At 55.6% G+C, this 279-nt stretch carries 1 protein-coding gene; it reads left to right on the top strand.

Annotated elements, in window-relative coordinates; genetic code table 11:
- On the top strand, window positions 1-279 hold a 279-nt coding region (locus LZP73_RS21185; RefSeq protein WP_326490393.1), incomplete at both ends, for a ribosomal RNA small subunit methyltransferase A.

The following is a 279-nucleotide window of genomic DNA, read 5'->3' as shown; positions in this document are numbered from 1 at the left end:
GGTGCTGGAAGTACCGCCGTCAGCCTTTACACCACCACCCAAAGTGGATTCCGCCGTCGTGCGCCTGGTTCCTCATGCAACGATGCCTCACCCGGTTAAAGATGTTCGCGTGTTGAGCCGCATCACCACTGAAGCCTTTAACCAGCGTCGTAAAACCATTCGTAACAGCCTCGGCAACCTGTTTAGCGTCGAGGTGTTAACGGGAATGGGGATCGACCCGGCGATGCGAGCGGAAAATATCTCTGTCGCGCAATATTGCCAGATGGCGAACTATCTGGC

This window comes from Shewanella sp. AS16 (assembly GCF_021412365.1).
GTDB lineage: Bacteria > Pseudomonadota > Gammaproteobacteria > Enterobacterales > Shewanellaceae > Shewanella > Shewanella salipaludis.
This window is presented reverse-complemented; position numbering and strand designations above follow the sequence as displayed.